This window comes from Methylicorpusculum oleiharenae (assembly GCF_009828925.2).
Lineage (GTDB): Bacteria > Pseudomonadota > Gammaproteobacteria > Methylococcales > Methylomonadaceae > Methylicorpusculum > Methylicorpusculum oleiharenae.
In genome coordinates, this window is sequence record NZ_WUTY02000001.1 from 3,903,303 (window position 1) to 3,926,414 (window position 23,112).

Annotated in this window: 25 protein-coding genes; 7 read left to right on the forward strand and 18 right to left on the reverse strand. The window is 48.6% G+C overall.

Features of this window, described 5'->3' with window-relative positions; genetic code table 11:
• Positions 1-1,527, forward strand: a complete 1,527-nt coding sequence (gene nifA, locus GO003_RS17645) for a nif-specific transcriptional activator NifA (RefSeq protein WP_159654607.1) — start codon at positions 1-3, stop codon at positions 1,525-1,527.
• Positions 1,528-2,363: 836 nt separating this feature from the next.
• Entirely contained in the window at positions 2,364-4,136 is a 1,773-nt protein-coding gene (locus GO003_RS17650) for an ABC transporter ATP-binding protein/permease (protein ID WP_206444618.1), read from the forward strand.
• A 310-nt stretch (positions 4,137-4,446) separates the two neighbouring features.
• Here the strand turns inward: GO003_RS17650 and GO003_RS17655 are convergent, their stop codons facing one another.
• Both GO003_RS17655 and GO003_RS17660 read right to left on the reverse strand, forming a co-directional pair.
• The gene (locus GO003_RS17655; protein WP_159654611.1) at positions 4,447-4,830 is read right to left on the reverse strand and encodes a type II toxin-antitoxin system VapC family toxin; all 384 of its coding nucleotides are present in this window, start codon (positions 4,828-4,830) and stop codon (positions 4,447-4,449) included.
• Between the two features lie 4 nt (positions 4,831-4,834).
• Positions 4,835-5,029: a type II toxin-antitoxin system VapB family antitoxin gene (locus GO003_RS17660; protein ID WP_159654613.1), complete on the reverse strand. Its 195-nt coding sequence runs from the start codon at positions 5,027-5,029 to the stop codon at positions 4,835-4,837.
• Between the two features lie 282 nt (positions 5,030-5,311).
• On the opposite strand from GO003_RS17660, the gene GO003_RS17665 reads away from it, so the two are divergent.
• The 4 genes from GO003_RS17665 to GO003_RS17680 all read left to right on the forward strand — a co-directional run bounded on the left by GO003_RS17665 (position 5,312) and on the right by GO003_RS17680 (position 7,974).
• Positions 5,312-6,376: an NAD(P)/FAD-dependent oxidoreductase gene (locus GO003_RS17665; protein ID WP_159654615.1), complete on the forward strand. Its 1,065-nt coding sequence runs from the start codon at positions 5,312-5,314 to the stop codon at positions 6,374-6,376.
• A complete protein-coding gene (locus tag GO003_RS17670; protein WP_159654617.1) occupies positions 6,354-6,935 on the forward strand; it encodes a class I SAM-dependent methyltransferase in 582 nt (193 codons plus the stop codon). Before GO003_RS17665 ends, GO003_RS17670 begins: the two co-directional genes overlap by 23 nt.
• A gap of 47 nt (positions 6,936-6,982) precedes the next feature.
• Positions 6,983-7,297 carry a pyrimidine/purine nucleoside phosphorylase gene (ppnP, locus tag GO003_RS17675; protein ID WP_159654619.1) on the forward strand — a complete coding sequence of 105 codons (315 nt, stop codon included), beginning with the start codon at positions 6,983-6,985 and terminating at the stop codon, positions 7,295-7,297.
• 149 nt (positions 7,298-7,446) lie between these two features.
• Complete coding sequence (locus GO003_RS17680) at positions 7,447-7,974, forward strand: transcriptional repressor (protein WP_159654621.1); 528 nt, start codon at positions 7,447-7,449, stop codon at positions 7,972-7,974.
• Here GO003_RS17680 and hypF read toward each other — a convergent pair whose 3' ends face one another.
• The 16 genes from hypF to nifV form a co-directional block, all read right to left on the reverse strand.
• On the reverse strand, positions 7,975-10,251 hold the full coding sequence (hypF, locus tag GO003_RS17685) for a carbamoyltransferase HypF (RefSeq protein WP_231089053.1): 2,277 nt from the start codon (positions 10,249-10,251) through the stop codon (positions 7,975-7,977). It lies immediately after the preceding gene.
• Between the two features lie 13 nt (positions 10,252-10,264).
• Complete coding sequence (locus GO003_RS17690) at positions 10,265-12,214, reverse strand: hypothetical protein (RefSeq protein WP_159654735.1); 1,950 nt, start codon at positions 12,212-12,214, stop codon at positions 10,265-10,267.
• A gap of 388 nt (positions 12,215-12,602) precedes the next feature.
• Positions 12,603-13,310, reverse strand: a complete 708-nt coding sequence (locus GO003_RS17695) for a dinitrogenase iron-molybdenum cofactor biosynthesis protein (protein WP_159654733.1) — start codon at positions 13,308-13,310, stop codon at positions 12,603-12,605.
• 13 nt (positions 13,311-13,323) lie between these two features.
• Positions 13,324-13,644 carry a thiosulfate sulfurtransferase GlpE gene (locus GO003_RS17700; protein WP_159654731.1) on the reverse strand — a complete coding sequence of 107 codons (321 nt, stop codon included), beginning with the start codon at positions 13,642-13,644 and terminating at the stop codon, positions 13,324-13,326.
• A 6-nt stretch (positions 13,645-13,650) separates the two neighbouring features.
• A complete protein-coding gene (locus GO003_RS17705; RefSeq protein WP_159654729.1) occupies positions 13,651-14,220 on the reverse strand; it encodes a hypothetical protein in 570 nt (189 codons plus the stop codon).
• 53 nt (positions 14,221-14,273) lie between these two features.
• Complete coding sequence (locus tag GO003_RS17710) at positions 14,274-14,483, reverse strand: TOBE domain-containing protein (protein ID WP_159654727.1); 210 nt, start codon at positions 14,481-14,483, stop codon at positions 14,274-14,276.
• Positions 14,484-14,963: 480 nt separating this feature from the next.
• Positions 14,964-16,241, reverse strand: coding sequence for a (Fe-S)-binding protein (locus GO003_RS17715; RefSeq protein WP_231089054.1), 1,278 nt, complete (start codon positions 16,239-16,241; stop codon positions 14,964-14,966).
• Positions 16,242-16,243: 2 nt separating this feature from the next.
• Positions 16,244-16,690, reverse strand: a complete 447-nt coding sequence (locus GO003_RS17720) for a hypothetical protein (protein WP_159654725.1) — start codon at positions 16,688-16,690, stop codon at positions 16,244-16,246.
• Entirely contained in the window at positions 16,687-17,664 is a 978-nt protein-coding gene (locus GO003_RS17725; RefSeq protein WP_159654723.1) for a DUF364 domain-containing protein, read from the reverse strand. Before GO003_RS17725 ends, GO003_RS17720 begins: the two co-directional genes overlap by 4 nt.
• Positions 17,665-17,667: 3 nt before the next feature.
• On the reverse strand, positions 17,668-18,042 hold the full coding sequence (locus tag GO003_RS17730; protein ID WP_159654721.1) for a hypothetical protein: 375 nt from the start codon (positions 18,040-18,042) through the stop codon (positions 17,668-17,670).
• Positions 18,043-18,044: 2 nt separating this feature from the next.
• A complete protein-coding gene (locus tag GO003_RS17735; protein ID WP_159654719.1) occupies positions 18,045-18,545 on the reverse strand; it encodes a tetratricopeptide repeat protein in 501 nt (166 codons plus the stop codon).
• 3 nt (positions 18,546-18,548) lie between these two features.
• Positions 18,549-18,872, reverse strand: a complete 324-nt coding sequence (locus GO003_RS17740) for a (2Fe-2S) ferredoxin domain-containing protein (protein WP_159654717.1) — start codon at positions 18,870-18,872, stop codon at positions 18,549-18,551.
• Positions 18,873-18,943: 71 nt separating this feature from the next.
• On the reverse strand, positions 18,944-19,444 hold the full coding sequence (locus tag GO003_RS17745) for a hypothetical protein (RefSeq protein WP_159654715.1): 501 nt from the start codon (positions 19,442-19,444) through the stop codon (positions 18,944-18,946).
• Positions 19,444-20,214: a serine O-acetyltransferase gene (gene cysE / locus GO003_RS17750; RefSeq protein WP_159654713.1), complete on the reverse strand. Its 771-nt coding sequence runs from the start codon at positions 20,212-20,214 to the stop codon at positions 19,444-19,446. Before cysE ends, GO003_RS17745 begins: the two co-directional genes overlap by 1 nt.
• A complete protein-coding gene (locus tag GO003_RS17755) occupies positions 20,214-20,363 on the reverse strand; it encodes a hypothetical protein (protein ID WP_164505710.1) in 150 nt (49 codons plus the stop codon). The genes cysE and GO003_RS17755 overlap by 1 nt, the downstream gene beginning before the upstream one ends.
• Before the next feature lie 8 nt (positions 20,364-20,371).
• Positions 20,372-21,496, reverse strand: coding sequence for a homocitrate synthase (gene nifV, locus GO003_RS17760; protein WP_159654711.1), 1,125 nt, complete (start codon positions 21,494-21,496; stop codon positions 20,372-20,374).
• A gap of 719 nt (positions 21,497-22,215) precedes the next feature.
• On the opposite strand from nifV, the gene GO003_RS17765 reads away from it, so the two are divergent.
• Positions 22,216-23,076 (forward strand): hypothetical protein, encoded by an 861-nt coding sequence (locus GO003_RS17765; protein ID WP_159654709.1) that lies wholly within the window; start codon positions 22,216-22,218, stop codon positions 23,074-23,076.
• Positions 23,077-23,112: the final 36 nt, after the last annotated feature.

The following is a 23,112-nucleotide window of genomic DNA, read 5'->3' on the forward strand; positions in this document are numbered from 1 at the left end:
ATGTCAGAGCGTCTATTGTTGGTCGAGTCCGAACTGGATACCTTGTTCCTGGTCAGTCAATTGCTGAACAGCACGCATGATATGCACAGCAAACTGGGCGGTATCCTGGAAATATTACACAAACGTAATGGCCTGCACTTCGGCATGATTACCTTACGTGACGTTGATGATGACAGCATGGGCATCTGTGAAGTTTATGGCGAAAATATTGACAAATCGGTGCGCTATCAGCCTGGAGAAGGACTGGTAGGCGCTATTTTGGATGAAGGCAGTACCATTGTGGTCGACCGTATTGCCGATGAACCCCGGTTTTTGAGCCGTTTGGGCGTTTATAATCCCAATCTGCCGTTTATCGGTTCACCCCTGGCGGTTCAACAAGGTGAAGTAGTCGGTATTCTAGCCGCGCAACCCGAGAATGCGCGTTTTTTAGGCGAGAAAGCTCGCTTTCTGGAAATGGTCGCGAACCTGATCGCGCAAAGCGTCAATATGCTGCGCGTCCTGGAACGCAAACAAAACGAGCTGACGAACGAACGGGATTATCTCAAACAAACGCTGGTCCGTAATTACCGGTTCGAAAACATCATCGGCCATTCCGAACCCATGCTGAAAGTGTTTGACATCATCCGGCAGGTCGCAAAATGGAACACGACCGTGCTGATTCGCGGCGAGTCTGGCACCGGCAAGGAAGTCGTAGCCAACTCCATCCACTTTAATTCGGCCTGCGCCAATGGGCCTTTCTTAAAGCTCAACTGCGCGGCGCTACCCGACACGTTGCTGGAATCGGAATTGTTCGGCCATGAAAAAGGCTCGTTTAGCGGCGCGATCGGCCTGCGCAAAGGCCGCTTCGAACTGGCAGACAACGGCACCTTGTTTCTGGACGAAATCGGGGAAATATCGGCTTCATTTCAAGCCAAATTATTGCGGGTACTGCAAGAAGGCGAATTTGAACGGGTAGGCGGAGTGAAAACGCTGAAAGTCCATGTTCGGGTAATTGCTGCAACCAACCGAAATCTGGAAGAAGAAGTCGCGGAAGGCCGGTTTCGGGAAGACTTGTATTACCGGCTTAACGTCATGCCGCTCTATATGCCGCCATTGCGCGAGCGTATCGAGGATATTCCTGAATTGGCGGCATTTTTGCTGAACCGTATCTCCAACCAGCAAGGCGGCAGGCATCTGGAAATCAAGGAAAGCGCACTGCGCATCCTAATGAAACATTATTGGCCCGGCAATGTAAGAGAACTTGAAAACAGGCTGGAACGTGCCGCGATCATGAGCTCAGACGGTATAATCGACCGTGATGTTATCGCTAGTACCGGACTTGAAAGTGAAATAGGCATGACAATGAACACGTATCCAATCAAACCGGTTGATTTGGACGATGACAATCTGGATGAACGCGAGCGGGTTATCGCCGCGCTTGAACAAACCGGCTGGGTCCAAGCCAAAGCTGCCCGACTGCTGGAAATGACGCCCAGACAAATCGCCTACCGCATTCAAACGTTGAAGATACATGTTAAGCAGATTTGAACTGCGACCAAAATCTGACGCGAATTAAATCGCTCTGACCGAATAAACGCTTTCCCTAAAAAAGTTCTAATCCGGAACACCAGAAAATTTTGTCACACTGAATAAATCTATTTTGCCTATTCCGCTACAAACCTGCTCCCGGTTTCAATTCTTATCAGGCTATCTATTCCCATACGATTACACCATTAGTGATTGTCGGCTTGTGAGTGTTGCGAACGGATGCTAGCGACCCATTACCGACAGATAAGATTTAATTTGCGGTGACAGGAAAGGGCAAATAAACTGTCCTTCAAAATGTAGTTGCAATTAGCTTGCGTAATCGTACATTTCAAGATCAACATTCCTCCCTTTATACTATCGCTAATTGGAGCAACGCGGACTACTACCCCGGCTCCTCAAGCAAGACTAATCCATTGAGAGACATCAAATCAATGCGCCTGCTTTCGGTCGAATCGTATTTCTCGTTCTTTCCTGTTAATAAACCAACTGATGGGATTGCTACTCAAAGTTTCTTTGGACACCATTGCATTCTCCTGCTGTTTTCTTCTCACCGGGTAAAGACTGGACTTTCACCAGCTACCTGACTATCATGCCGGTCGCACCGCATATCCAGCTCTACTTGGCTTTCTCGATATCACCGATGCAAAAGTGGAGCGAGCGGCGTATCGTCATCAACGATGAAGACAATCCATCTGACTCCTTTTTTAGTTTGCCTTACCCATGGTATTCCTTAAGGTTCGTTAAGTGTTATGGATCAAAACTCATCTGCAGTATCTTTGAACCAAAAAGCTGGCGATAAATCGTCTTTCAGCACAAACTGCCGGTTACTCTGGATCATGTCCAAAGCGTTTTTCGCCTCGGAGCGCCGGTTCACGGCGCGTAAGCTTGCCGTTGTTCTACTCGTCCTGGTTCTGTGCGTCGCCGGAGTGCAAGTGGTTATGAGCTATGTGGCCAGGGATTTCATGACCGCCATCTCAAAGAAGGACACTCCTGCGTACTGGCAAATGCTGTGGTTCTATCTCGGTACATTTGCCCTGGCCGTCCCGCTCGGTGCTTTTTACAGGTGGACGGAAGAGCGGCTAGCCCTGCTGTGGCGGGAATGGATGACGCAGCACCTGGTCAAGCGGTATTTCAACAACCGTGCTTACTACCGGCTGTGCGGCTCGGCCAGCATCGACAACCCAGACCAGCGCATCAGCGAGGATGTGCGCAATTTCTCTTCCGTCTCGCTGTCTTTCCTGCTCATCGCACTGAACGCTATTGTCACGGTGGTCGCATTTGTCGGTGTGCTTTGGGCTGTCTCTACGACACTGGTCGGCGTGCTGATGATCTATGCCTTGGTCGGCACCGGGTTGAGTATCCTTATTGGCCGCCGACTGATCGGCCTGAACTATAACCAGTATCAGAAAGAGGCCGATTTTCGCTACGGCCTGGTGCGTGTGCGCGACAACGCCGAATCCATCGCCTTCTATCGCGGCGAAAAGCGTGAGCGACGTGTTCTGGTGGGTCGTTTGATGACGGCGGTGGTAAACATGTTGGACATCATCGGCTGGAATCGAAACCTTGCATTCTTCATCAGCGGCTACTTTTATGCAGCAGCCCTCATGCCAGTCTTGATCGTCGCTCCCATGTTTATGCGTGGAGAGGTGGAATTCGGCGTCGTCACCCAGTCGGCCGGGGCGTTCGCCCAGGTCCTGTCCTCTGTGTCGCTGATCGTCACGCAGTTCGAGCGACTGAGTGCCTACCTGGCCGGCGTGCAGCGTCTCGGCATGCTTTGGGACGAGCTGGATGAATTCGATGCAGAGGAGGATCGGGTGGCACAAGAGGGGAGCCAGGAAGTAGACGAACACAGCCTAAAAGTGAGTCTGAACAAGCTGACCGTTCGCACGCCGGACGGGATGAAAACACTGGTGAACGACCTGTCCTTTGAACTGCGTCGTAACCAGAGCCTTCTCATCATGGGCGCAAGCGGCACTGGCAAGAGTTCTGTTTTGCGCACCATAGCCGGCCTGTGGCCAATCGGCTCCGGCGCGCTCGAACGGCCACCATTGCGCGACATCATGTTCCTGCCCCAGCGCCCCTATATGATAGACGGGAACCTGCGGGACCAGTTGCTATACCCGTATCCCGACGAAGGCTTTAGCGACGAGCAAATTCTCGAAGTGGCGGGCAAGGTCAACCTGTCGGATGTGCTGGAGCGCGTGGATAGCGATCTGAATCGTGTGATGGACTGGATCAACGTGCTTTCAATCGGGGAACAACAGCGCGTGGCCTTCGCTAGGCTGTTCTTGCGAAATTCCAAATTCGCCTTCCTTGACGAGGCCACCAGCGCGCTAGACGAAGAAAACCAAGAGCGCTTGTATCAACTGCTTAAGGAGGCCGGCACCGGTTTTATCAGTGTCGGACACCGTTCCACTTTAATTGAATATCATGATCGTGTCCTGGAACTGGACCGCTCGGGGAGATGGAAAATAAAAGAGAAAACTACTCACGTGAAATCAAGGCCAGCACCCGTAAATCCCGTAAATGCCATTGAGGCCGACAAGTCCTCGCCTGGCCCCCTCTACATCAAGTTGTTTGGGCGATCTCAGCTCCGCACCCTACCTTGACATCAGCGGCCCCGGTCGGAAAACTGTAGCTTTGGCTTCCACGTTTAATTCCACGGCATTGATAAGCTAATAAACCCCCTCCCTTCAAACCAAATGCGCCTTCGGTTTTCTCGAACACAGATTTCCAGTCAAAAATTTGCTTATTGGGATGTTAGCAACCAACTTGCATTCTTCAACTTGGTTTTCCGGCTATGCTTTTTTAAAACCCGGTATAGGGTCAAGTCTTGCAAGCATACATAACTAAATTGAAAGACTGGTATCCAAATTTAGGTTTTGTCAGCGATGCTTTTTATTAACCCTTGCTTGTTATTCAGTGTTGGTTTGTGGCTTCAAAATTTGCCGCTATTTTGAGCTTTGTAGCGACTAACAATAAACGCTTGTTGCGTGTCCATAGGCTCGCATTGCCCAATAACCTCGTCGAAGCCTGCAAATGCGAGTCAATATAGCCAATGCCTAAGCCAAAGAGTTGATAGCTTTCTATGAAAAAATTAACTTCTTCGTTAAAAACCAACGGGGCTTGTGGCAAATTGTCTAAAGCTGACAAAATCTTGTTCCGCTGCTGTAAATTTCTTAACGCAATTTCCACTCTAACAAAAAGATGACACATAACTTGGTTTTGCAGCAGTAATTGTGCAAGTACTGGTTCGTTAGTGCGCAGGTGATCTACCCAGACAGAAGTATCGACCAGGATCATTAAATTAGTCGTTATTTTGTCTACGAGGAATCTTTTCCAATCCTGGTTCTGTAACGCCCAAGTTGGCCAGCCTTTTTGCACTCTCCCTTTCTATCAATGCTCTCAAGGCTTCATTTACTAAGCTGGATTTTTCATAAAGGTTAGTCAATGCTTGAGCTTTTGCCAACAGTTCATCATCTATTACTATCGTGGTTCTCATGAGATAACTCCAAATTCATCATCAAATGGTGCTCTTACATATGCTTATTTTTCAAATATAATTTTCTCCTATTGCTGACTAATTAATTCTATCTGATTGAAAAATTGTCTGTTTTCGGAAGTTACAGGGTGTGTTTGGCGGGAATGTCGGCAGTAATCATGTAAGTAGCCATCAAGCCCTCGAGTAGGGTTCTCACCTCGCACATCAAAATCAAACAATTTTTGAGTATGAAGGCAGTATTTGTTTTCCAGATGCCTATCCGCCCCTGCTAACATATCCCACATGAACATTGATTATTTAATTGTAGGACAAGGGCTGGCAGGAAGCTTGCTAGGCTGGGAGTTGATCCGGCGAGGCTGCAAGGTTTTGGTCGTTGATTCCGGCGCTAACAATGCTTCGCAAATTGCAGCGGGGTTGATCAATCCGGTCACCGGCCAGCGTTTTGTCAAAGCCGATGAAACCGATCAACTGATGGCGTTTAACAGAACGTACTACCATCAACTGGCTCAGCATTTCAAACAAGATTTTCTTCATGAAAAGCGAATGCTGAGGCTGTTGCGCGATGAAACCGAATACCGTTTCGCATTGAAACGGCTAAAAGATTCCCGATACCGGCCCTATTTGGCCTCTTTGCTACCGTCTGACCAATTGGAAATCCCCTGTCATCACCTGCACGGAGTCCTGGTTCAGAAACAAACAGGCTATTTGCTGACGCGGCCTTTACTGGCATGCCTACGCGAATTCTTTATGATTAACGGGCATTTCCGGCCCGCTCTTTTCAATTATTCGGACGTTCAATTGACTCCGTCGCTTAGCTGGCAGGATATCAGGCCCGGCCGCATTATTTTTTGTGAAGGCTATCAACTGATCAATAACCCCTGGTTTAACTGGCTGCCTTTACAACCGGTAAAAGGAGAAATTCTGACACTGGAAAACCCAACAAAAATACCCCCTCTCATGCTCAATTTCGGTCATTGGCTGGTACCGCTAGACGACCATCGAATCCGGCTGGGAGCAACATTCATCAGAAACAACCTGAGTCTTGAACCTACCAAACAAGGTGAAAAATTACTCTTGGATTCACTTTATCGATTGACCGGTTTTTTCAACAAAGCCAGAATTACTGCAAGCGATTCGAATATTCGCCCCTGCACGAGCGACCGCATGCCTTTTATCGGTAGCCATCCCAAGCATAAGCAACTGTCGGTTTTCAATGGATTTGGCGCCAAAGGGAGTTTGCAAATACCGTGGTTCAGTGCTCATTTTGCCGACAGTTTAGTAGCGGACCAACTCATTTCTCCCTCTTGTGACATCAAACGACACTATGCCTCGCATTTCATTGGTTAACCTGATCCACAACCGCCTGTCCACTTTGTTGCATAACGGGGATACCGTGATAGACGCCACGGCCGGAAACGGAAACGACACCTGCTTTCTTGCTGAAAAGATAGCGCCGAACGGCCGGGTCTACGGATTTGACATTCAGGCTCAAGCCCTGGAAAAAACCCGTATTGCCCTGGATCATCGGCTTCTGACGGCCTATGCAGCGCTGATCAATGCCAGTCATGCCGCTATGAAACAATGGATTCATTCATCGCATGTCGGGCAGATTAAAGCGGTACTGTTCAATCTGGGCTATTTGCCGGGCGGGGACAAATCAGTCATCACAACCAGCGAATCAACACTCGCCGCTCTGGCGGTTTCTTTAGAATTGATTTCAACCGATGGCATTGTTTCTATCCTGGCCTATCCCGGCCATGCCGGAGGGAGTCAAGAAACCGACCGAGTCCGTGAATGGTGCCTAAACCTTGATAAGGCCAGTTATTCGATCGAGATTATTTACAGCGATGAGCAAAACCCTCAGGCGCCTGTGCTGTTTTGGATAACTGCCAGGGCACAAGACTGAGCGATTCTGATATTATTACCCACTTTTAAATTTATCTCGGGACGGATATGTCATCATTTGAAAATGTAACAGTCACTAAAAAAGCCAACGTGTATTTCAACGGCAATGTCAGCAGCCGTACTTTGCAATTTGCAGACGGATCGATAAAAACGTTGGGCTTCATGCTCCCCGGCGAATACACGTTTAATACCGCCGATGCAGAGGTCATGGATATCATCGACGGCGAACTGGAAGTTCAGTTGCCCGGCTCCGATCAATGGCAATCGATTAAAGGCGGCGACTCTTTTAATGTGCCTGCACAATCCAAATTTACCGTTAAAATCATTACACCAACCGATTATTGCTGTTCATTTCTGAAGTAAGCCGGTACTTCGGGCGAAGCTGAGCGCGTGGTTTGCTGAGGCTTCGTCCGGATCATAACTGTCTGACGCTGACATAGACGCCACCGAGTGATTGCCACACTTTCGGCAATGTTATAGTATTCGGGCCTTAATGAAGTGGATTTCAAGAAATGTCTAAAGCCAATAACGATTCACCTAACCCGGTCGATGTCAGTCATGATCACACCGCCTGCATCAAAGACGCGATCAAAAAAGCCGAAGAAATTTGTTTGCAGCGGGGAACGCAACTGACACCGATTCGGCATAAAGTGCTGGAGCTGATCTGGGAAAGCCACCAGGCCGTTAAAGCCTATGATTTACTTGACCGCATCAAACCCTTCAACGACTCCGCAAAACCGGCCACGGTTTACCGTGCACTGGATTTTTTGCTGGAAAACAAGCTGATTCACCGCGTGGAAAGCATGAATGCGTTTATCGGCTGTAATCATCTGCAGGGTCAACATGATTTGCTGCTGCTGATTTGTGAAGCCTGTCATCAAGTCCAGGAAAGACCCGCCAAGCAGGTGATGGATGCGTTAGCCAATGAGCTCAACGATTCAGATTTTAGCGCCCAGCGCAAAACGATAGAGATCCACGGTATCTGTCATTCTTGCAAAAAACTTCATTCAAACCTTTTACTCAACGAGACGATCGCTTAATCAAATCGCGTGATTGCCTTGCGCTATCACTTCAATGAGTTGGCCAAAACTGAGACCGGCGTCGTTTAGCGGCACCCGCTCAGGAATAAAGACCTCAAAGTCTTGCTGCACCAACAAACTGACAGCCTGGTCAAGCAAGCGTTTATTTTGGAACACCCCGCCTGAAAATCCGACCTTGTTAACGCCGTACTCGTTACGGAACAGTTGCGCCTGATTTAACAGGGTCTCGGCGAGACTGGCATGAAACTGACCCGCACGCGTCTCGATTGAATGTCTGTTATCGTACAGTAAGCCGATCAAAGCCTCCCAATCAGCCAAGCAAATTCCACCGGAATTTTTATAGAGCCGCAATGGCGGCACCTCATCAACATTAGTGCTCAGCGATTCCAGCATCATTGCAGCCTGCCCCTGATAACTTTGCTCCTGCACAACATCCAACAAAGCGGAAGCCGTATCAAACAAGCGGCCCACAGAACTGGTCAGGGGTGAATTGATCTGTTTTTGCCAGGCAGAAAAAAGTAAGGGATGCGCCTTAGAAAAATCGTTACGGTTTTCACCGGTTTCCCATAACAAAGCCAGCGCACAACGCCAAGGCTGCTGACCTGCCCGCTCCCCCCCCAACAAACGAAATGGCCGAAATGAACAGACGCGCTGCCATTGACCGGGCTGCCCCAATAAACCTTCGCCCCCCCAAATTGAGCCATCTGCACCCAAACCTGCACCATCCCAGGTAAAAACCAGCATAGGCTCTGTTACAGCCCATTCACCGGCTACCGCTGAGGCATGTGCATAATGATGATAAACCCGGGTTAAAGGCAAGCCTTGTTCTGCCGCCCAGCGACTGGTCCGGTAGTCGGGATGTGCATCGCAAACAATGGCTTTAATCTCGACACCGTACAAACGGCACATATCGGCTATGATTTGCTCAAACACGGCTTGCGAGCGCAATGAATCCATATCACCGATATGCGGCGACATGATCAGCCGGTTATTAAAAGCAATGGCAACGGTATTTTTTAATTGCCCGCCCACAGCCAACACCGGATAGTCCACCACAGAGGGAAGCGTAAATTCAAACGGAGCAAATCCGCGTCCAATCCGGACCGGCCTCAGTTTGCCCGCTGTCATTCTGAAAACACTGTCATCAGCGGGCCGCACGATAGGCCGATTATGATGCAAAAATGCATCGGCTATAACGCCCAATCGCTGCTCAACATCGGAGGCCTCGGTCAAAACCGGCTCGCCGCTGATATTGGCAGAAGTCATGATTAATGGCCCCCCAAAATCATCGGCCAATAAATGATGAAGCGGACTGTAAGGCAACATGATGCCAATCTGGTTCAAACCCGGGGCAACGGCAGGCGCAATAGTTGATCCTGCACGTTTGTCAACCAACACAATCGGCCTGAGCGGATCGGTTAATAATGACAACTCCTGCGAATTGGGCTCAGCCACTTCATGCAGAATATCTGCGCCATCACAGCCCTGCCATGGCAGCATGACGGCAAACGGCTTATCCGGACGATGCTTGCGACTGCGCAGCCTAACAACCGCGTCCTCTGATCCGGCATCGCAAACCAGGTGATAACCGCCAATCCCTTTAATGGCGACAATCAAACCGGACTTAAGCGCTGCAACGGTCAAATTTAAAGCGCCTTCGTTATCACCGGCTACGATCTGGTGGCCTTGCTTAAAGCTCAACGATGGACCACAGTTAGGACATGCCAGCGGCTGGGCATGATAGCGTCTGTCATTCGGTTGGTCAAATTCGGCCAGACAAGCCTCACACAGAGGGAATTCGGCCAGACTGGTATTGACCCGGTCGTATGGCAAACGTTTAATCAACGTGTAACGCGGACCGCATTGGGTACAATTGATAAAGGGGTAACGGAAACGGCGCTCGCCGGGATCACGCATTTCCGACAAACAATCATCACAGGTGAAGTAATCCGGTGGCACATGAATCTCGTCAAACGTGCCCTCCTCGCTGCTGAGGATCTTAAACGTCGATAAGCTAACAAGTTTTTCAGTTGAGGATTGGACAATAACGGGTCTGGCCAAGGGCGGTGCCGAGCAGACTAATTGCTGTTCAAATTGAATTAGACTGGACGGCAAACCCTGAACAAAAATGTCAACTTGCCCTGCCCTGTTTTTGACCCAGCCACACAGTGCCAGCTGATGCGCCAGTCTGCTGATAAAAGGACGAAACCCTACGCCCTGAACCCGGCCTGATACAGTCAGTAACTGTGCCGACCTCTGATCGTTAATTTGAGCCATCCGGAGCAAACAATTATTTCAATCCGTATATTTTCAGTTGACTGCAGACCTTCTGCTGATTATCGGGCGCACTGCAATTGGAAACGTCGCCCACGCGATAAATCATGACATAAACCCTGCCGTTGGCGACCACGGGTGGAATCATCTTGGACATGGTGCCAAGCCCGCCCTGGGTGTCGTCTCCTGTCCGGAACAAGCGATTCAGTTTATTGCCCGGTGCAACCGTAGTCGCATCATAAGCAACCAGTTGTCCCTCGGCGAAGCCTTTGTTGACATCACCGTATTTAGGATAAACCGCCCAAAGAATAGCCGAACCGAAATCAACGGCGTAGGGAAAATTAGTTTTGGCCGATGGCTTGCTGGACAGCATCAGAAGTCCACCCGGCATGCCACCCGGTGATTCTGAATTTAATGAGGCTTGCTCAAGGCCTTCGGCACGAAAAGTCGGAAGCGTGCCGCCTAAGGCTGAAAAGTTATACGATTTGAGTGTCGAATTTTCGCCCCAGACATAAACGATACCGCCTAGCTGATCGCGCTGGGCAAATGACAGTGCGTGGATGTGATGCATTTTATTGTTTTCAGGGTCACCGCATGGAATAAACCAGCCGTGTTCACTGTGTTGACTTGAGGGGCAAGGCAGGCTTCGATTCAGGCGTTGAGCCCTATCCCAATTCTCGGCTACATCCCCGCCATTGTATGAAGCGATCAAAGGCGGCTTGGACATCAATTGATTAAATCGGTCGTTTTTCCCCAGATTAAATTTATCCAGCGAATAAATAATGCCGTCTTTGGTTCCCTGCAACAGCAAACTGGAGCCCGGCACCAGCATCGGGCCCGCCGCCCCGAAATCCCAATCTGCTCCGGCCGCATGAGCTTCTGCACGGCCACAAGATACTTCAGAGTCATTGTCTCCCCACAGACAGCCGGCACCGGAAGTGCGCTCATCCATGAACGCCTTGTAATAATCCACCCGTTCAAGTAACGGACGCCCACCGGCATTGTTTGGAATGAACCTGAGTTTGATCATGCTTTCAGCGAGATCGACATCACCGTTATTCGAAGTTCCATTTGAGGTCGCCACATAGATCATGTCATTTTCCGTGACCGGTGCGCCGCCGGCATGCCAAATACCAGCACCCCATGAATTATAAGCAGTTGCACAAAAGATCGCAGCCTCGCTGGAAAATCCGGGCTGGGCTAGCAAGCCCCGGGTATCGTAAGCCACGACAAAACCATGCGGATTTTTCCGTCCTCCCATTAACGATTCGCCATTTGCCGCAAAGGCGAGAACCAGACCATGGTTGGCGGTAAGTGCCAGTCCCGCTCTGAGTTTTGGGTAGACATGTTGCCGTGTCTGGTTATTTTCAGTGAATACGGCACCAGAATCGTTGAACCAGCAGCCATTGCCTTCCTGAGACTGTCCGAAAATACGAACCGGCGGTGATTTACGACTGCCGTCCAAGGGATTCAAAGCAAATACCCAGTAGTCACGAAAGCGGTTGTCATTGGCGTTTTTTCGCAGCCATGCGGCGACAAACAAGGTGTTGGTTGCAGTATCTATAATCGGCGTGGCCGAAATACCCCAGGTGGGGGTATGTTTCCACATATCCATATCCTGAGAGCTGATTTCAGGACCGAGTTTGACCTTATACAAGGTTTCATTTGTGCTGGCATTGATACCGATGACGTCATTTTTCATCGTGGTAATGATGACCAGATCATCAGAACCGGCACCTTTTTCAATGATCAGCGGTTGAGTCTCGACTTTCGCATCAAAATCATAGGTACGAAGTAACCCGAATTTATCGGGATTGACGTTTTGCTTGTTAAGTGTGAATTCCTCATTATTTGCGGCTGTCCGAAAGGGATTACCGGCCCGCTCCGTAATACTGACCGCTTGAACATTTTGAACCAGGAAGCCCGATAAAACAGTGCTTAAAGTTGCAAGGAGTATGAGTCGCATGATTTTCTCCTACTTTTGAATGGGTTAGATGAACCATGAGGGGAATAAAGCAGGTTGTCAAGCGATAAAATAACCCTTCACATTGAGTAATGAAATGAAGGGATTATTATTGGCCAATTCCTACGAATAGGGTTACAAATAACTTCCCGAAATGGGGGCGGATTTTTAATAAATTCCCCTTTTTCAAAGCTATTTTCTCGTCAGTAATTGAAAGTAAATTAAAGCCGTCATTCCGGCATGGATTGCCGGAGGCGCTAGACCGCGTAAGTGAATCCAGGATACAAGGATGTGAAAGTCCACTGCCATCCATGGCATTGGATGCCCGTTTCCGGACGGGCATGACGGTCTTATGAATTTAGCAGAAACAGCCTGCTGATCAGGATCACTATTATTCTTCTAAAATAAACCGCTTGCGCTCTTCGGCGGTCCGTCCCAGCGCTTTTGCCATCCAGGGTGGCGGCGCATCGAAGACTTTCTGAAACTCGCTGAGTTTCTCCGCCGCTTCAATAACTTCAGGCACTTTGATCGGATAGATATCGGCTCTGATCACTTTAGCCGCTGCAGGTCCACCAATGGATTGAATAAATAGAACGTGGCAGTCTTTAATGAGTTGTGCACGAAACATATTCTTGTCCTCGGCATTGTCAGCATCGATAGTCGAACGAATATCGACTAATCGGCAGTCGTTTCTGGACAGTTGATAAACCAGAAAACGGATGCAGGAACCGAAATGGCCATTGAGTAATGTGCCCAAATTTGAAGCAATCGCAACCCGTATCGATTCCGGCATATCACCTTCATGATAAGGCATTATTTCCGGCAGATTTTCGTCTTCGGCCTCTTCACCCCATAAATAACGGATTGCCAGTTTGATATTAGCCAAACCGATGCCAATGTCCTCACCGTCCTCTTCGCCATCGAGACTGCCGATACCGGTTTTGAGGTTGGTGACGGTGATTGCTTTGAGTTTGTCGTCGTCCAGAGGTGATCCGACTTTATCATGCAGAATACCTATCAGCATCGGCACATCCACGCCTGGAAGCACTCTGGATGCCAAAGCGATGCGTAAAGCGATTTCTCGGGATAATTGAGCCATGGTTAACCAGCCTTTAAGTGGAAGGAGTTTGTGAATGACATTCTTTCCAGTCGGCATAACCACCGGCCAGACTGTAAACGTGGGTAAAACCAAAATCGCAAAACTGGGTGGCCAGATGCTCGCTGGCATGGCCGTAATAGCAATAAATCAGCACCGGATGTTCCTTGTTTCCCTTCATTAACAAACTTTCCTTCAATTGTTCATGCAGATGCATCGCGTTTTCAATATGACCGGCACGATAATCTTTTAAATCGCGGCAATCCAGAATTACAGGCGCACTCGCTGCTATCAGTTTTTCAGCGTCCGCTACCTTAATCGTTTCGAATGGATTCATAAGCCATTAAACCGGTCCGACGGCGGCATCTTTCTTGACTTCAACCGTTTGAGTCAATGCCTCGCTGTATGAAACCACCGGTGATTTACCCACAAAACTTTTTGTGGCATCAAAGACAGTGACCACCTTATCTTCGGCTGACTGGCCTTTCAGATCGGCTTTTTCTATGTAAAGTAAATCCAGTAAATCATTCCAAACCATGCCGTTTTTATAGGGTGTCAAATTGAAAACAACGCCATCTAACGTGATTTGCATGTCTGAAACGATATTTTCAACAAAAAATAAGGCTATTGTTTCAGCGCTCAAAGCGGCTTTGTATTTTTCAACAAAAATAGCTAAATGTTCCAGCTCGAAGAGTAAACCGCTGACAAACAAAATCTTTTCATTGTCAGCCAATAGCGCCACATGGCGTATCACCAACTCAGGCGGTTTTTTGTCGGTAGTGGAACCTTCGCGGAAAGCACCTTCGATTAATACGAGATCGCCACGAAATGCACTGATACCTGAGCTGCCTGTCTTGCCCAATACCGAGGTCACTGTCAATAACCCTTGTTTGTTGTATCCATCTAATAACATTAATTTATCTCCGGAGTTTTTTGCTAAAAAGAAATAAGGTAACGGCTTTTGTATCAGTCAACCGCAAGAATCACTTCAGTTGATTTGACCAGTGCGTAAGCCGGGCTGCCGATCTGTAACTTCAGGTCATCTATCGACTTTCTGGAAACTATTGAAGTGACAATCACATCCGGAGCAATTTCCAATGTCACTTCGGAAACAATGGTACCGTGGGTAATCGCTATAACTGTGCCCTGCCACGTATTACGGGTGCTTATTTTCATGAGTTACCTCTGTGCATAATGAATAACTATTGAATAAGCAGAGACTATGCCATTTAAAAGATCTCTTGAGATGAGCGCTTGTAGACAATCCATAAGCCCATCACGGCGCATTAGAAACAATAAATAAAATATATAAATCAGTCATTTATAGTGGTTTTATCGTGGTTTAAATTAGAAAGCAGCTGATCAACACCCGACAAAATTCAAGCTTTGAACACCTGGATAGAAAAAGTCCGTTTTAATTTGTTGAATACAGAACAAAATATCAAAGGGAGTTTTTGCTGAATTGTCGGTTTAACGACAAAATCAGGGCTTGATAAGAGGAATGGATGAACACTCAGCCAGTTTGATGATTAAGAGGGAGAGGCGTTAAGCTTTGCGGGGATTTTGGCAGCCGGAATGCTGCCGTCAAGCCCCCATGGAGGGGTCTACGGCGTTCCTCGCAAGGCTTACGCCAACCCTCAAAGCACCATTAAAAGTTCAAACTGGCAATTGCAGGTCAGATTCTAATTGGTTGACCAAGAGCACCAAAGGATGCACGACTTGAACCCCGGCCTTTGCTAAACCGGTATTAAGATGAAGTGCACAACCGAAATTGGCACTGACCACCACATCGGGCTTTGCCTGGGCGATAGTATCCAGCTTCAATGCTTTAAGGCGATCTGCGTTATCCGGATGCGTCAGCATGTAACTTCCGGCCGATCCGCAGCAAAGATGATTATCAGGCAGTGACTGAACGGATAATCCCGGAATTTTTTCCAACAAGCGATAGACCGCTGTCTGATTTTTCAGAACATTCCGTTGACTGCAAGGTTCATGAACGGCAACGGTCAAATCAGTCGGTTTCATGATCTGCTGCTCAGGCCAATGCTGCAACAGAAAATCATTGATATCGAAAAGCCGGGACTGAAAGAGTAGGCCTGCTTGATCGTCTTGCGCATATTCGTCCAGCATAGCCCCGCAACCCGTTGCAGTAAAAACCACGGCATCGACATCCAACCCATTAAAAACCAGCTTGTTTTGATCAGCAAAAAGGAGTGCTTTGGCTTGCTGCCCATTATGTTGATGAATGGCCCCACAGCAGGTTTGTTCAGATGAAACCCAGACATCGTAGCCGATGGCATTGAGTAATGTGATAGCCGCATTCAAGCTGTCTCTGTCAAAATGATCGCTCAAACAACCGGTAAATAAACCGACTTTGCCTTGACGCGCAATCTGCGTGGGATAGAAGTCCGCTAATTTTGCCAGTGCCGGTACTGCGGCTAAATGATCGGCTGCTGTCAGGTTCAACCGGTCTAACAAACCGCTGCGACGAATCAGAGATTGCAGACCCGAACGGATATAGACCCGGATGAACGGTAACAATGCCCTGCGAAGGTTTTTGATTTCAATGAGACGGAAAGCGAGTCTTGCCAAAATACTGAGTTTCAGGCCTTCACTTAACCGTGCCTGAGCTTGATCGAACAAGCGACCATAGGCCATCTGACTGGGGCATACTGTTTCACAAGCCCGGCATTGCAGGCAATTGTTCAGATGCGTCAACTCGTCAACATCAATGGTCTGATCGTCCAGCAGAATTTTACCTAGGGTTTTAACGCGCCCGCGCGGCGACTCTTCATAAGTCTGAAACAATTGGTACGTCGGGCACTGACTCACACACAGGCCGCAGCGCATGCATTCGGCGGCATCAGGCAGATAAAGTCCGCCTGGGTCTTGCCTTGAATCGACCGTGTCTTCCGATTCAAAAAAATCGAACACCGTCAGGTTTCCATTACTTTTACATAGGCGCGGCGCAATAATTCCATTTCCGCTGGAGGCCTGCCACGCAGTGAAGGCAGTGTTTTGAGCGAGCAATCCTTGGCTTGCATCAAGGCATGAGGCGGATCTAATCGGGCAAGCCTGGCCATATAAACGGTGATAATGCCGCCCGGCGTATCAATTTGGGCTTTAAAACCGGGTTCTGGTTGTAACAAATCGTGAGGTAACGCCAGCAAATTGTTGATCGCATTGATCAACATAGCCGGATGCAAAGCCACTTTCTGAGCGACCGTTTCGTCTTCCTCCAGAGCACTGGACAGTACAGGCAAAGGCTCAGGAAAACACACCGAACCGTTCTGATGCTGGGCAAACAAGGTCAATGCACTGATATCGCCCTTGTAGTAAAGCAGCAGGCGGCAATCATTGAATTCCGATCCAGGCGCGGTCATGCGCTATCTCCTTGTTGATCCCATAACTGCTTAAAACTGCTGTCCATCCGAGATAAGCGTGCATTGACCCGCTCCAGATCAGGTAATTTCGGAAACCGTGCCGTTTGACCTTCGCTGTACCATTGATCCATCATCGCAGTTAGACCGTTCCTTTCATTAAAACAACCGGCTATCTGGTTTTTTAACCACGCTTGATTGTTTTGAGGAGACAAGGTAGCAATGCGGTAGCGCAGACCGTTTCCGAAAATCCTTACCCCACCGCCTTGTTCGACGGTCCGGTACAATTTTTCTGAATCGGTTATTTCTACTCCGGCCAGATAATCGATGCCGAATTCATAAAGTTGCGGCAACCAGGGAACGCTAGGTCCCATCAACACAGTGGTGGTATCGGCTGCCAATTCGGCCAATCGGGGAAAAGTTTTGTTTGCGAGTGAACTGCCGGTGATAAATACCCAGTCAGCGCCGGGTATCACAAATTCGCAAGCGCTGTCCGGCCAGTCAATTCCTCCGGGCTTACGCTCTAAAACGGTTAAATCGAAGCGATTACGGTAAGCCTCAATTCCAGGGTAATGGCCAATCACAACCACTTTTTTACCTTGCAATTGCGGCAAAAAATAATCAAATACGGCAAGGTTTTGATTGTCTGAATGGCTGTCCAGCGCAATGGAATCGGGCATTGCGCGAGCATTGATGCAACAATTGATCGCCGCCATCGCGACAGTAGATTGATAAGGATCCCAGGAGTTGACCCAGGGAGCCAGATCACATAAGGTCCGTGTTGTCAATGCTCCTGCCCAGGGCAATAAGCGCGTGGGAATGCCGGGACTCATACTTAATCCTATCGAAGCTTGTTTGGCTCCATCGCCCGCTGTCTGACAAACGGTCCACACCAAACCGACAGTCAAGCGGTCGACAGGCAGGTTATCCGTACAATAATCCAGTAACAGTTCATAGATGCGCTTGGGGTCATCCATCACTTATTCCGGCATTTCCAAAAGTTTCGGCTCTGTCTTGATATACCCTTCCTTCCCCCAGGCATTCATGACATCGATAAAATAATGTTTTTTGGTTGGATGCGGCTTCAGTACATCGTATTCAGCGTAGAAACTGCCGTCGCCGTGAAATTGAATTTGCCCGATTAGCCGTTTATGCGCGCCGTACCAATAGCCGGCCAAATCTTCGCAGCGCGAATAAGGATCGACAACCAAACGGAAATCAGCTTGCTCAAAAACAGGATAACCCGACTCACCCAGCTCTTCTAAGCCCAGTTTCTGAATGGCCTGGGTGATTTCCTGACAGATAACGTCGCCCAGTGGCCGGTATTCGTTGATTTTTTGCTGAAGTGTATTCATGGCTACTCAATCTCCAAGGCGGACGCTAAATCGCTGATCACGGATGAGCCGGACCTGTCTTCAGGGTCAAGCTCCTGTAGACAGGTCAAAATAACCCGGGCTTCAATGGCCTGTCCGCTGCGTAATTTGATAAAGGCCAAGGCTTTTAAGGAATACAGATAAAAATGGGCGACTTCGTTGGAATACAAATTCCATTTTTCCTTTTCCCTGACCAGTCGCTTGTAATCTGAAGGGAAACGGCCCTGACGGGCAGCTTCCTCCAATGCGGCTAGAACGGTGGATTCGGCTTCCGCCAACCGCGCCCGGTAAAAATAAAATTTGTACAACGCAAAATAGGTCTGTAAGCAATGGCTATCCAATTTCCGAGCTTTTATAAAAAGCCGCTCTGCCGTCACTTCATCATCATGACTGGCAGACACCGCTGATTGCAGAATTTGGTTAACGGCTTCGGGTATATTTGGAGCAAACAGCACGCTTTCTTCAAAGAGCTGCAAAGCGGTCATGGCCTACCAGACCTCGGCAGGCACGACCAGTGATGCGACGGGCGTGCCACCCAGAAGATGTTCATCAATGATCTGTTTGACATCTTCTTTTTTAACTTTGCCGTACATCAGGCCTTCCGGATAAATCAACACACTAGGGCCTAATGTGCAGGGCCCCATGCAACCGGTATTAGTTAATCCGATCTTCTCGAATAAATTGCGGCTTTGTATTTCATTCATGAATTCGTTCATCACTTCGGCACAACCACTGGCTGCACAAGAGCCGCGCGGATGACCCTGGGGTCTGTTTTGGGTACAGACAAACACATGTTTTTCCGGTCTTGGCATGATCTCTTTCCTGAAAAAAATTTAAAAACGATGGCAGCACAGGCTTTTACCATGAGCGGTACAACACGCCTTCAAGCCTCGGCCTGCCGGTTGATAACTAACTCCAAAAGGCCTTGGGCGCCAATACGATCCTTGGCATCCAGTTCCGTCAGTTTTTCGAATATACTCCGGCTCAAAACCAGATTATTAAGGCGCATATTTAAAAAACCGATGGACTTTAACGTAAACAAATAAAGCCTGATCCGGGTCAATTGTTCGGCCGATGCTTCGGTGATAGACTGACGGTTCATCTGACGCCAATCGTCAGGTAAGGTCAAGCCGCAGCGGATTATGTCCAGCGCTTTCTCAGAAATCAGCAGGGCTTCAGTCAAACGGTGCTGGTAATAATAAAACCGGTTCAATGCCACCAGGACATTAAGCGATTCGGGCGCCCTTAAATAAGCCTGCAACAACGGCAATTCCGCCCCTTGTTGACCGTAAAGCTCTGCTGCCAGTCCGATTAAGGTTTGTACTTCAGCAGAATCTTCGCATTCGAAATACAAATCCTGCGCATCGAAATCGAGTAAGTCCATCAGAGGCCTACCCTATCCACTTGGCTTTTGACCAGTTCGGAACGGCAAACAGTTTCGGCATCGCAGCTCACACAGGCTTCCTCGTCAATCCGTTTTTGCTGTGACTCCAATTTATCCAAACGCTCCAGCACACAATTAATCGCCTTGCCAACCGGATCAGGCACCAGATGATGATCCAGATCGATGCCGTATTCATTGGTAATCTTCAGACCTTTACTCTGAATCACACGTCCGGGAATCCCGACCACGGTGCAACAATGCGGCACATCCTTGACCACTACCGAGTTTGCGCCAACCCTGACATTGTTACCCAGCGTAATGGCGCCCAGCACTTTGGCACCGGCGCCGATCAACACATTATTACCTAACGTCGGATGGCGTTTAATCTTGTTCCAGGAGGTTCCACCCAACGTGACACCGTGATAAAGCGTAACATCGTCGCCGACTATGGTCGTCTCGCCGATCACGACACCGGCGCCGTGATCAATGAAAAACCGTCGGCCTATAGAGGCACCGGGGTGGATGTCGACATGCGTCATCCAGCGGGTAAACGATGACAGCAGTCTTGCGGTCAAAAACCAGTTTGACCGCCATAACTTATGACTGACGCGATGCAACAGCACCGCATGAACTCCGGGATAAGCGAGTAATACTTCAATCCGGCTGCGAGCGGCAGGATCGCGGGCGAAAACGCAAGCAACATCTTCCCGCCATTGTTGCGTTAAGCTATGTTCGTGATTCATCGCATAGTCCGGAATGAAGGCTACCATTACACCAGGCTCCAGGTCGTTTTTCCGGGTACCGGTGTACCGGGAATCCTGAAAAATGAACCTGGAAAATCATCATCCCCATCAAGAAAATCTATCGTTTGATGCTCAACTTCTTCCTCGGTTCGCTCTTGTTCGCGGTCCTCGTTCATGACACACCTCACACTTGTTGTAGAAAATGATTTAAATCTCCGCGTTGCGGAATACGTTTGTACACACTTACAAATTGCCGGATATGCGGCAAAATCGATAACGCCTGAGTCCGGCTGAGTTGGATACCAATCTGCCGGTAGGCATGAACCACGCCCTGGGTTCCGGAATGTTTGCCCAACACCAATTGGTGGCTACGACCCACAACTGCCGGATCAATGCCTTGATAATTGTTCGGGTCCTTCAATAAGCCATCGACATGGATGCCTGCCTCATGACTGAACACCGCACTGCCGATCAGACTTTTACGTGAACCGATAGTATCGCCCGAGGCTCTGGCGACCAGACCCGACAATTCAGTAAAGTTTTGCAGTTCAATACCGGTTTCTATGCCATACAATTGCCTTAAACCAAGCACCACTTCTTCCAAAGCCGCGTTTCCGGCCCGCTCACCCAGCCCGTTCACGGTGGTATTCAGATGAGTGGCCCCTGCAATCGCTGCAGCCAGCGTGTTTGCGGTCGCCAAACCCAAGTCATCATGTGCATGCATTTCAATATCCAGATCAGTCACGGAACGCAGTTGCTTGATGCTTTCCAGGACACCGAAAGGCTCCATTATCCCGACAGTATCCGCAAAACGAATGCGTTCTGCCCCTGCCCTTTGCGCGGCTTCAGCCATTTTGGCTAAAAAATCAGGATCAGCTCTGGAGGCATCTTCGGCACCTACGCAGACGTTGAGGCCGGCATCTCTTGCCGTTTTGACCAGTCTGTCTATCGTGTCCAGAACCCATGCCCGGCTTTGTTTTAATTTATGACGGATATGTTGATCGGACGCTGAAATCGATAAATCCACCAGATCGACATTCAAATTCAAGCAGTGCTGTAAATCGTCTTCCCGCATTCTGGACCAAACTACCAGACGACTGGGCAAGTTAAGCTCAACAATCGCCTTGATCTCTTCTCTCTCAGGCTCGCCCATCGCAGGAATACCGATTTCCAGTTCCGGTACGCCCATACTTGCAAGCTGCCTGGCAATGCCAAGTTTCTCATCAACAGAAAAAGAAACACCCGCTGATTGCTCACCGTCTCTGAGTGTGGTGTCGTCAATGATGATGGTTCGAGAGTAGGGTTTCATGCATCAATCTCAACGCTAAGACCAGGTTTTGTCATCAGGCATCAGACGCCTTTACCTGATCTAAAGCAAAACACTTGCCAATAACACAAGTGGCTGTATTAGCGGGTTTGAAGACAAAAAGAGGATGATTACGACAAGACAACGCAGTACACAGCAAAGGTAATGTAGTAAAACTTACAAAGGAAAGAGGTGCGGATCAGGCCTGTGTTTAAATCCAAGCATCAAGAATGAACCTATATCCGATCAAAAATGGTAATTTTGTAGGATGTGGTGAGGAACGAACCGCATCATTCGCGATCGATGCGGTTCCTATCGTCACCGCATTCTAAGCTTCTAAGTATTTGCTCTTATTTACTTTTATTTTGACGTGAATTATTTTTCAACTGAAGTTTCCTGTTTTTAAGGTTATCCAGACTTGTTAGAGAACTATGTTTGCATTAATAGTTACCGTCGTTCCGGCAGACCAAGCACAATGGAAAACTGTTTTGAAATTATTGGGAAACTTCATTTTTTCAACATAAATGACTTTCAGCGATACCCAGTAACCAATTGCTTCATGACATGAGATGCCGGTTAGGGCTTTTCGATCACCAACATAAGATTTAACGGACTTTGGGCTTGTTTGATCGTTCTGCCTTGTACTGTGAGAGAGAAAAACGCAGTGTAGTAGAGACAGTTAAATAAAAATAACATGCACTTAGCGCACAAGGGGACTAATCATGAAAAAAAACATAAAAGCTCAAAATGCAGTTGAAACATTAGGAATATTCGCTCGAAACATATGTTTTCGAAGCGTAGTTTTCATCGCGTTCGCGGCAGTCACTTCCTCATTTGTCATGGCGAAGACTAGCAACGACAATAAACCTACGATTACGCTGTACTCCACCAGTTTCGAGCAACCGACTTTCCAGGTTGGTGATCAGCTACTGGGGCTCGACAATTGGTCGACGGCTATCCCGCCGTTCTTGAATCCCGAGGCTGCGAAGATCACGCGCGACGCAGCGAGTCACCAAAAACAGTCCGTGGAAATCTTTGGTGCTGATCTGATTGGATCAGAGGGCATCACAGCCCCTTATGATGCGGTAGGATCGTACCGAAGGCCGCTCGATCAGACTATAAACGCCAAAAACTCCAGGGTACATGTCGATGCCGACCTACTACTTGAAACGAATCAGGACGCGACGCCAGGCCAGTTCTTCTCCCTCACAATCGCCGCTCGTTCAGGCAATGGCGAAACACTGGGCGAAGTTGGGCTGTCTTCCGAGGGAGTGGCAGAAGCTTTCGACTTCAATGCAATCCCGGGCGCGGCACCGACATTCTTTACGCCCATTTCCTTAAACCAGTGGCATCACATCAGTATGCTTATCGACTACGAGAACCGGACTACATCTTATTACATCGACGATCAATATCTAGGTACAGTTGACGCCCCGAGCACATCCAATGTCTTAGCACGCGTCGCCATGGTTGTCTATGCTCGTCCAGACGGAGATGCCTCTGGTGGTGAGGATAATAACCGGTCGAACTACGCGGCCCGTTTTGATAAATTTCGGGTGAGAGTAAATAGCGCTCAAAACTGAACTGCGACCGCAATTTTGTAGGATGTGGTGAGAAAC